The organism is Flavobacterium sp. SOK18b (assembly GCF_014156605.1).
Classification (GTDB): domain Bacteria; phylum Bacteroidota; class Bacteroidia; order Flavobacteriales; family Flavobacteriaceae; genus Flavobacterium; species Flavobacterium tiangeerense.
In genome coordinates this window covers 1-10,514 of sequence record NZ_QKNZ01000033.1, presented here as the reverse complement: position 1 = coordinate 10,514, position 10,514 = coordinate 1, and the positions used below count along the sequence as shown (strand labels likewise).

The 10,514-nt window shown below is 31.2% G+C and carries 8 protein-coding genes and 1 pseudogene; all 9 read left to right on the top strand.

The features are described from left to right. Nucleotides 1-255 (top strand): hypothetical protein (locus DNC80_RS06785; RefSeq protein ID WP_220485211.1); only part of this gene is annotated, 255 nt, incomplete at its 5' end. Between the two features lie 52 nt (nucleotides 256-307). Further along, nucleotides 308-1,315, top strand: a complete 1,008-nt coding sequence (locus DNC80_RS06780; RefSeq protein ID WP_182650344.1) for a virulence RhuM family protein — start codon at nucleotides 308-310, stop codon at nucleotides 1,313-1,315. Nucleotides 1,316-1,435: 120 nt separating this feature from the next. After that, complete coding sequence (locus tag DNC80_RS06775; RefSeq protein WP_182650342.1) at nucleotides 1,436-4,117, top strand: DEAD/DEAH box helicase; 2,682 nt, start codon at nucleotides 1,436-1,438, stop codon at nucleotides 4,115-4,117. Nucleotides 4,118-4,248: 131 nt separating this feature from the next. Beyond that, a complete protein-coding gene (locus tag DNC80_RS06770; RefSeq protein WP_182650340.1) occupies nucleotides 4,249-4,926 on the top strand; it encodes a response regulator transcription factor in 678 nt (225 codons plus the stop codon). After that, nucleotides 4,895-6,184, top strand: coding sequence for a HAMP domain-containing sensor histidine kinase (locus DNC80_RS06765; RefSeq protein WP_182650338.1), 1,290 nt, complete (start codon nucleotides 4,895-4,897; stop codon nucleotides 6,182-6,184). Before DNC80_RS06770 ends, DNC80_RS06765 begins: the two co-directional genes overlap by 32 nt. 59 nt (nucleotides 6,185-6,243) lie before the next feature. Beyond that, nucleotides 6,244-8,658 (top strand): outer membrane beta-barrel protein, encoded by a 2,415-nt coding sequence (locus DNC80_RS06760; protein ID WP_370628712.1) that lies wholly within the window; start codon nucleotides 6,244-6,246, stop codon nucleotides 8,656-8,658. A gap of 10 nt (nucleotides 8,659-8,668) precedes the next feature. After that, nucleotides 8,669-9,424 (top strand): hypothetical protein, encoded by a 756-nt coding sequence (locus DNC80_RS06755; RefSeq protein ID WP_182650336.1) that lies wholly within the window; start codon nucleotides 8,669-8,671, stop codon nucleotides 9,422-9,424. 104 nt (nucleotides 9,425-9,528) lie between these two features. Beyond that, the gene (locus tag DNC80_RS06750) at nucleotides 9,529-9,960 is read left to right on the top strand and encodes a PepSY-like domain-containing protein (protein WP_182650334.1); all 432 of its coding nucleotides are present in this window, start codon (nucleotides 9,529-9,531) and stop codon (nucleotides 9,958-9,960) included. A 96-nt stretch (nucleotides 9,961-10,056) separates the two neighbouring features. Continuing rightward, nucleotides 10,057-10,514: pseudogene (locus tag DNC80_RS15800) on the top strand (LTA synthase family protein); the annotation flags it as partial.

Genomic DNA, 10,514 nt, shown 5'->3' with positions numbered 1-10,514 from the left:
GAAGAAAATAAAATTGTGAAGATTGAATACGATAATAAAAATAGTTCTATTTGTTTTACTAACAAATTCAAACGAATTGAAGATGTTTCTAATGAAGGACATTCTAAGCCAAGCCATTATAAACATAGAAATTCTGATGGCACCATAAAATCAGCAAAGGTGATTGATAATGCTCTGTGCTCTTTTAGAGAATATGCAGAAAAATCACTTGATTATAATGAAACAGAATGGCTGAAAGTCCATATTGAAAATTAAGAAATGGAACAGCAAGAGTTATAACGATATTTTACATAACATCAATTGAATTATGGAAGAAGGATTAAGTAAATTTATATTATATACCGCACCAAGCGGAGCAGTAAGAGTAGATGTCTTTTTAGAAGGCGAAACTGTTTGGCTCACTCAAAAATCTATGGGAGTGCTATTTGACACAACGCCTCAAAATATAACTATCCACTTAAAGAACATATATGAATCAGGTGAAATAGAGCAAGAGGCAACTTGTAAAGAAATTTTACAAGTTCAAAAAGAAGGCGAAAGAGAAGTAGCAAGAAATCAAAAATACTACAATCTTGACGCCATTATTTCAGTTGGATATAGAGTAAATTCAACCAAAGCCACACAGTTTAGAATTTGGGCTACCAACACTTTAAAAGAATATATCATAAAAGGTTTTGTACTAGATGATCAAAGATTGAAACAAGGACAAACACTCTTTGGAAAAGATTATTTTAAAGAGTTATTGCAAAGAGTTCGTTCCATCCGAGCAAGTGAAAGAAGAATATACCAACAAGTAACTGATATATTTGCAGAGTGTTCAATTGATTATGACAAAAATGCAGAAGTAACAAAAGGCTTTTATGCAATGGTTCAAAATAAATTCCATTTTGCTATAACAGGCAAAACAGCAGCTGAATTAATATCCAAAGCAGCAGACAGCAAAAAGGAAAATATGGGATTAACTTCATGGAAAAATGCTCCCGATGGAAGAATACTAAAATCAGATGTTATTGTTGCTAAGAATTATTTACAAGAAAAAGAGATCAAGCAATTAGAGCGAACAGTAACCGGTTATTTTGACTACATTGAGGGGTTAATCGAGAGAGAGAATACTTTTACAATGCAAGAGTTAGCTAGTAGTGTTAACAAATTCCTTACTTTCAACGATTACAAAGTATTGGAAGGAAAAGGAAAAATAAAAAAGATTACCGCTGATAAAAAAGCTATCAAAGAATACGAAACATTTAATAAAACCCAAAAAATAATTTCTGACTTCGACAAAGTGGTAAAGGGGTTGAAAAAAGGGAATAAATAAAACAATTGTATAAAAGCAAAAAACGCATAGCATCTAGGCTTGCGTTTCTCGATTTCCTTCATCCAAATGGCATGACGAACTTTGATACAAAAATATGAATTTTATACAAATACAAAATAAATGGAGTTAAAATCCTATCAACAACAAGTAATAAACGATTTAGATTTATTTTTAGATTACTTACAAAAACATCCTACTCCTGCCCTTGCTTTCAAAAATTATTGGGAAGACAAAGTAGGTGCTTACGAATTAAAACTAGACGGTACTTACAGTGGTATGAGTCCCTACAAGGACAACATTCTCAAAACACCACACGTAGCTATAAAGGTTCCAACAGCTGGAGGAAAAACATTTATTGCTTGCAATGCCATACATTCCATTTTTAATACTTATGATAGTAGTCGCCCAAAAGCGGTTGTTTGGTTAGTTCCGTGGAGTAATTTATTGCAACAAACGGCTAGTAATTTATCTGACCCAACTCACCCTTATCGTCAAAAATTAAATACACTCTTCAATCATAGTGTTGAAGTATATGAAAAGGAAGCTCTTTTACAAGGAGCAAACTTTAATCCTACTTCAGTATCAGAACAGCTGAATATTTTTGTTTTCAATTTTAGCAGTTTACGAATCAATGCAAAGAAAAAAGACGACCGTAAAATATACCAACAAAACGGAGCATTAGAAGCTTTCAGAGATACAGTTGTTGAACAAGATTTAGTTTTACCAGACACAGACGAAAGTGCTTTAATAAATATAATTCGAAGCTTAAACCCATTGGTAATTGTTGATGAAAGTCACAATGCCGAAAGTGATTTGAGTGTAGAAATGTTGCAAAACTTAAATCCATCATTTGTATTGGATTTAACAGCTACTCCAAAAAAGAATAGCAATATTGTAAGCTATGTGAACGCTATTGAGCTAAAAAAGGAACACATGGTAAAGCTTCCTGTTATTGTTTACAACCATAGCCGTAAAGAAGAAGTAATCAATAGTGCTTTACATTTACAAAGACAATTAGAGCAATTAGCAATTCAAGAAAGTTTAGATGGAGGCAAGAAAATAAGACCTATCATTTTATTTCAAGCGCAATCCAATATCAAAGGGAGTGATAATACTACTTATCAAAAGATCAAAGAAAAATTAATCGAGTTAAAAATTCCCGAAGAACAAATCAAAATCAAAGTAAGTGGTTTAGATGAATTGAAAGGAATTGATTTAATGGACGAAAATTGTCCCGTGCGATACATCATAACTGTAAACGCATTAAAAGAAGGTTGGGACTGTCCATTCGCATATATTCTAGCATCATTGGCCGATAAATCATCTGCTGTTGAAGTAGAACAAATTTTAGGTAGAGTTCTAAGACAGCCTTATGTACTTAAACATAAAGAACCATTATTAAATTTATCTTTTGTTCTTACCGCTTCCGCTAAATTCAATGAAACATTAGACAATATTGTAAAAGGTTTACAAGATGCTGGCTTTAGTAACAAAGACTACTATGCTGAAGAAATTATCACCGAAGAAATTCCTGTCACAGATAAAGAGGCTCTAAACAGAGAACTATTTGGAGGTACTGAAGAAGTAACAACCCACTTCGATGACGCAGATATTACAAATATCAATTTAGATGCCATTAGCTTTGATCCTACGGCAAATGAAGTCGCACCGATTGCCAATACAGCTATTTCTCAAATTACTCAAAAAGCAATTGAGGAAGGAAAAGCCTTCGAGAATAGACTAACCGAAGATGCTGGAGACAGCACCGAATATCTTTTAAGAGAAATGGGAAAAGAACCTAAACGATACAAAATTGTAGAACATTTTCATCAAGTAGCAGAAGATATTGCATTACCCCAATTCTATAAAAAGCTTGAAGAAAACATATTAAATCAAGAATTAGTTTTTGAAGAATTAAGTCAAGGCGAAGTTTTCCTAAATAGAGACCAGTTACTAAGCACTTTCAAACTTTCTACTAAAAACACTGAAATAGATTTTAATAGTGTTAGTGCAGATGTAGTAAAAGTAGATTATGATGAAAAGCGAAAAGATGCCATAATTTCTAAATTTAGCGTTCAAGCCAAAAAAATACTTGTTGATACCATCATTGCCAAACCAAAAGAGAAGCAAGTCAAAGATATTACCAGTATCATGGTAAACAAAATTGGCAACATGACCCCAATAGCGGAGCAAGAAATCAAAAAATATATTGAACGTATTTTTAGTGATTTTTCAACCGAAGAAATCATTGATGCTGTAAACAATGAATACAATTACATTTATAAAATAAAGGCTAAAATTCTAGAATTAACAAACCAACACGCTAAAGAAGAATTCAAAAAATTATTAGACACCAATAAAATTATTGTTAAACCAAGTTTTAAATTTAAAGATTCATTAGTTCATACTAAAGAGGGAGCTATGATTAACAAATCTCTTTATGAGCGTGAAGGTATTATGAATAATTTTGAACAAAGTCTGATAATGGATGTAGCATCATTAGATAATGTTCTTTTTTGGCATAGAAATTCCGACAATAAAGACAAAGGATTTTACCTGAACGGATTTAGTAACAACCATTATCCTGATTTTATACTGTACACTCAAAAAGGAAACATTGTATTGGTTGAAACTAAAGGAGATTTTCTTGATAATGATGATAGTAAAGCAAAAAACATTTTAGGTAAAAAATGGGCTGAAAAATCAGGCGACAACTATAAATACTTTATGGTCTTTGAAAGTAAAAATGTTGATGGATGTTATACAGCTAAGAATTTTTTGGATATTATTAGTGCTTTGTAATAATTTCAAAAAACAAATTACAAAAAAATATAGTTGCCCTTAACCGAAGTAAAAGAAAGATAGCAAAGAAAAAGTAGTTGTAAAACATTAAAATTCAACATTCATTCAAAATTGATTAGTTTCTTTGTAATATGAAAATTTTAATAATAGAAGATGAAATCGAAATTGCAACAAGTGTCATAAACTACTTGAGCAGTAACGATTTTGTATGTGAATCAGCAACTACCTTAAAAGCTGCTATCGAGAAGATAGCATTATATTCGTACGATTGTATTCTTTTAGATTTAATGTTGACAGATGGTGATGGATTTAAAGTTTTAAAAGTATTAAAAAAGCAAAACAAAACAGATGGGGTCATTATAATTTCTGCCAAAGACACTCTAGAAACTAAGATTGAAGGACTAACACTTGGTGCAGATGACTATTTAACAAAACCATTTCATTTATCAGAATTATTAGTTAGAATTCAAGCATTGGTTAGACGAAAACAATTCAACGGAAACAATGTGATTTCTTTTAATGAAATAGAAATAGACACAATAAGTAAGTCGGTCAAAATCAAAGGCAACAAAATCGACTTTACCAAAAAGGAAATGGATCTATTACTGTTTTTGATTGGTAATAAAAATAAAGTCTTGTCCAAAAGTGCCATTGCAGAGCATTTATCGGGTGATATGGCAGATATGTTAGATAACCATGATTTTGTATATGCACATATAAAAAACATGAAAAAAAAGCTTAAAGAAATGGGCGTGGCCGATTACCTAAAATCAGTATATGGAACAGGATATAAATGGGAAGATGAATAAAAAACTACTTCAAAAAACACTTAATTATTATTTCATCTATGCTATAATAATACTGATCACAGTTGGTCCTGCATTCTATATTGTTTCCAATATATTATATGAAGATGATGCCAATGAGGATTTGTATGCCATAAAAAAGCAGTTTGATAACTTCACTAAAGAAGACTTAACAATAAAGGACATAACTCTTTGGAACAAGTTCAATCGAAATGTTACTATCGAAAAATTCAATGGCAATCAAAAGGATAGCATATTTGACCGCAGCTATTATGATGCACTTAATAAAGACAATGAACCATTTAGAGTTCTCAATTCACCAATAAAAATTGAAGACAAATGGCTTACTTTTTCCGCTAAAATAAATATGGTCGAAAAAGAAAATCTAATTGGAAGTACTGTATTTCTTTTCATTTCACTGTTAATACTTTTAATCATAGGCTTTTTCATTATCACCAAAATAATTTCAAAAAAATTATGGCAACCATTTTATGCAGCTTTAGACAAAATGGAACAATTTGAAATTGACAAATCCACTTCTGGTAAATTAATTGAAAGCACAACCGAAGAGTTCAACCGATTAAATAATGCCATCGATAGCTTAATCCATAAAAACAGCAGTATCTATCAAAGTCAAAGAGAGTTTATAGAAAATGCAGCACACGAATTACAAACACCAATTGCGATTTTCAAAGGAAAATTAGAAAACATATTACAACGAAAAGACTTAAATACAGAACAATTTAAATTGATTGACGATTTAAACAACACTACTACAAGACTGGTCAAGCTGAATAAAAATTTGTTAGTACTATCAAAAATTGATAGCAATTCATACTATGAGATTGAAAAAATAAATCTCTACGAAATCATCAATAATCAACTAACCTTTTTTAGTGAACAAGCACTTTCAAAAAAAATAAGTATTACTACCGAACTAGAGGAAAATGTTGTAGTCAGTTCAAATCATTTCCTTGCAGAAATGCTAATCAGTAACTTATTTTTAAACACTATAAATCACAATGTTCTCAATGGTCAAATTATCGTTAAACTTACTAATGACAGTATAACATTCTCAAACACAGGAACACTTTTACCATTACAGACTGAAAAAATGTTTGAGCGTTTTTCAAAATCCAATCCATCCTCTCAAGGAAATGGTTTGGGATTATCCATCATTAAAAAAATTATTGATACAAACCATTGGTCTATTAACTACTATTTTATAGATGGAATGCACAAATTCGAAATAGTTTTTTAAAATTCAATATTTCTTCAAATTCCATTCACACCTTTGTTGAAAAAATAAAAGGGAAAAGTATGATGCGAATTAAAAACATTCTTTTAGTAACAATGCTACTGTTATTGGTAGCAAATTTAAGGGCACAAAATAAGTCAGTAACAGTTTCGGGTATCACAAAAGACAAGACAACGAAACTTGCATTACCATTTGTAAATGTTTCTTTGAAAACTTCAAATGACAATAAGTTAATTACCGGAACAATAACCAATGAGGAAGGTCGATTTTCATTGACCAATATCAAATCTGGAAACTATATTTTAGAATTCTCATTTATTGGTTACAAAACCAAGACACAAACAGTTTATGTTGGTTCACTTTCCGAATTTTTAGATCAAGGAACTATCGAACTGGAAGAAGATGCTACAACCTTACAAGAAGTGGTAGTGGTTTCTAAAACAAATACTGTCAGCGAGAAAATGGATAAAAAAACGTTTTCAATGGCTGACAATATTAGTCAAAGTGGCGGCTCTGTTTTACAATCCATGCAAAACTTACCTGGTGTTACTGTCCAAGACGGAAAAGTACAAATTAGAGGCAATGATAAAGTTAGTGTATTGATTGACGGTAAGCAAACTGCTTTAACTGGCTTCGGAAATCAATCGGGTTTAGATAATATTCCTGCTTCAGCAATAGATAAAATCGAAATCATTAATAATCCATCTGCAAAATACGATGCCAATGGTAATGCTGGAATTATTAACATCATCTATAAGAAAAACAAAAAAGAAGGCTTTAATGGTAAAGTGGGTTTTACGTCGGGTTTAGGTGCTTTGTGGGAACGAAAAGAAAATTTGCCTACAATAAGACCACAATATTCACTAACACCAAAAATCAATCCTACGCTATCACTCAATTATCGCAAAAATAAAATTAATGCGTTTTTTCAAGGCGATTATCTATACACAGAAACCCTAAATAAGAATGAATTTGTAACACGAACGTACAATGACGGCACAATAATTAACCAACAATTAAAAAGAAACCGAAACACCCATTTTTCAACAATTAAATCGGGAATTGATTGGAATATTGATGATTACAATATGCTAACCGTTTCGGGTTTATTTGGTTCAGAAAAAATTATTGATAACGGCGATCAACCTTTTTTTAATGCAGACTATTCCGAACGATTACGACTTTGGCAATTTTTAGAGGATGAATTAAAAACAACAGTGATGGGAACTGCTGCCTATCAACATAAATTCAAGCAAGCCGGACATTTGTTAAATGTAGGCTTCAATTATACTTTTCATAGAGAAGATGAAAAATATTTCTTCGATAACATTTTGCCAAGTTCTTCGAGTAAAGATTCCTTCAAATTATTATCAGATGAAAGTGTAGTAGATCTAAATATCGATTACATAAAGCCTTTAAAATACGGACGAATTGAAACAGGGTTCAAATTTCGTAACCGAATTATTCCAACCAACATGCAATTCTTTCCAGGAACTAATTCACCTTTAGATGCTAGTGCTGGTGGTAAAGCTACGTATGAAGAAATCATTCCAGCCGTTTATGGAAACTACATTTATGAAACCAATAAAATTGAAGCGGAAATAGGAGTTCGCCTAGAATACTTAGATTTAGAATATGAAGTTGATCCCAATCATCCTACCTATGCTACAGATGGATATTCATATTTCGAACCATTTCCAAACTTCCGTTTTGCTTATAAAATCAATGATGACAACAAAATATCATTATTCTACAACCGCAGAATTGACAGACCAAACGAAGTTGATATTCGAATATTTCCAAAGTATGACGATGCCGAAAATATTAAAGTTGGTAATCCTGGACTACGTCCACAATTCACCAATTTAGTGGAATTAGGTTTCAAAAGAAATTTGAAAAAAGGCTATTTATATTCCGCTATCTACCATCGATTTGCCAATGCTACAATAACAAGAATAGCTTCTACAGTTCCTAGTAGTAATCTGATTTATGCCATTTTTCAAAACGTAAATAAAAGTTCAAATACAGGTGTTGAAATGGTCATTTCACAAGATATTGTAAAATGGTATTCTTCCAATATTAATCTTAATGCCTATTACAATCAAATCGGTGCGTTTACTATTCAAAATTTATATCCTGAGCCCAATACCTTTTCTGCTGAGAAACAAGATGTTTTCTCTGGAAATATAAAGTGGAACAACACATTGCACTTAACTAAAAAAGTGGATGCACAAGTAACCGCTATTTATTTAGCACCAGATATTATTCCGCAAGGCAAAATAAAATCGCGTTTCTCAATTGATTTAGGACTGAAAAAATCAGTTCAAAATGGTAAAGGAGAATTTTTTATAAATGCAACCGACCTATTTAATACGTTGGTAATCAAAAAAGAAATTCAAGGTCAGGATTTTAGTTACACTAGTAATGACTATTACGAAACACAAGTAATTAGATTGGGTTACAACTATAAATTCTAAATTAGTTCTAATGAAAAAATTACCAGAAATTACAATGGCGTTTTGGATAATGAAAATTTGCGCTACCACTTTAGGTGAAACAGCAGGAGATTTATTTTCAATGACATTGAATATAGGTTATGCATTGAGTTCATTAATCTTAGTTGGGTTTTTCATTGTTACTCTTCAATTGCAATTGTATGCTATAAAGTACAAACCATTGCTATATTGGTCTGTAATTTTGGCAACAAGCACAGCTGGAACTACAATGTCAGATTTTATGGATCGCACATTAGGCTTAGGATATGCCACCGGTTCATTAATTCTAATTACACTATTGATAGCAACATTTGTAGCATGGAAAAAAACGGAGAAATCAGTATCCGTAAACGATATTAATACATTTCGTGGAGAAACATTTTATTGGATAGCTATTTTATTTTCTAATACATTGGGTACAGCGTTAGGCGACTTTTTAGCCGATAATTCAGGTCTTGGGTTTCTTGGTGGTGCGTTGCTAATTGGAAGTTTATTACTGCTAATAATTTTAGCACACTATTTTGTGAAAGTTTCAGAAGTACTATTGTTTTGGTTAGCATTTGTTTTAACACGACCATTCGGAGCAACTTTTGGAGATTTACTTACAAAACCTTTGGAAAAAGGCGGTCTAAATTTTGGAACTATTGGTTCGTCAACTATACTATTTACAATTTTAATGGTATTGATAACCGTTGCCATTATTAAAAACAATAGAATAGAAAAACAAAAACTGATTATTGGAAAGTAATATCATAAAAACTTCATAAAAAACAGGCCCAAGCCCAAAATTCAATATTTCTTCTAAATTGGTTTACACCTTTGGCTATTATTAATTTATAAAATAGAATAGCAATGAAAAAATCAATAGTTGTGATAACCTTAATAATGGTATCATTAGTGTCGTTTGCTCAAAAAAAGAAAGAGCAAAATGTGCCTCAAGTAGTCAAAAATGCGCTTCTTCAAAAATTTCCAAAAGCAAAAGAAGTAAAATGGGATAAGGAAGGAAAAAACTTTGAAGCAAGTTTTGATTTGAATAATGTAGATAATTCGGTTTTGTTAAGTCAAGATGGAAAAATTGTTGAAACAGAAATTGAAATTAAAGTCAGTCAATTGCCTAAAAATGCGTTGCAATACTTAAAGGATAATTATAAAAATCAAAAAGTAAAAGAAGCAGCAAAAATTGTTACTGAAAAAGGTACTGTAATATACGAAGCCGAAATTAAAGGCAAGGATTTGCTTTTTGACGAGAACGGTAATTTCATCACTAAAGACAAAGTTAGTTAGATTTTTATTAAAGCATCTAGACAGTATGTGTGGGTGCTTTTTATTATTTACAAATCACTATTTCACTGTCTTTCAAAATATTATTTACCAACTATTATGTTCAAAAAAACCAACTTATCAACCAGATACGCATTGTTACTTACTTTTGTATTATGGTTCGTTATTATCTCTCAGATAGTAAGAATTATTTTTTTTATATGGCAATACGACGAAGTTTCGTTTAACATTTTCACTGTTTTAGGAACGGTAGTAACAGGATTATTTTTCGATATAGGTACAATTAGTTTTATTGTATTTCCTGCCATTATTTATTACTTCATTTTTCCAAATAAATGGGTTGGCTCGTTGGTTGATAAAATATTCATTTGGTTTTTTACCACAGTAGTAACCTTTATATTAGTATTTACCTTTTTTGCCGAAATTACTTTTTGGGACGAATTCAAAACCAGGTTTAATTTCATTGCAGTAGATTATTTAATATACACTCACGAAGTTATTTCAAACATTCAACAATCATATCCTCTACCAATATTAATTAGTGGAGTATCATTAAT

Coding starts and splice junctions, on each gene's coding strand:
- DNC80_RS06760 (WP_370628712.1), top strand. CDS start 6,244: ATGATGCGAATTAAAAACATTCTTTTAGTAACAATGCTACTGTTATTG.
- DNC80_RS06755 (WP_182650336.1), top strand. CDS start 8,669: ATGAAAAAATTACCAGAAATTACAATGGCGTTTTGGATAATGAAAATT.
- DNC80_RS06765 (WP_182650338.1), top strand. CDS start 4,895: ATGGAACAGGATATAAATGGGAAGATGAATAAAAAACTACTTCAAAAA.
- DNC80_RS06780 (WP_182650344.1), top strand. CDS start 308: ATGGAAGAAGGATTAAGTAAATTTATATTATATACCGCACCAAGCGGA.
- DNC80_RS06775 (WP_182650342.1), top strand. CDS start 1,436: ATGGAGTTAAAATCCTATCAACAACAAGTAATAAACGATTTAGATTTA.
- DNC80_RS06770 (WP_182650340.1), top strand. CDS start 4,249: ATGAAAATTTTAATAATAGAAGATGAAATCGAAATTGCAACAAGTGTC.
- DNC80_RS06750 (WP_182650334.1), top strand. CDS start 9,529: ATGAAAAAATCAATAGTTGTGATAACCTTAATAATGGTATCATTAGTG.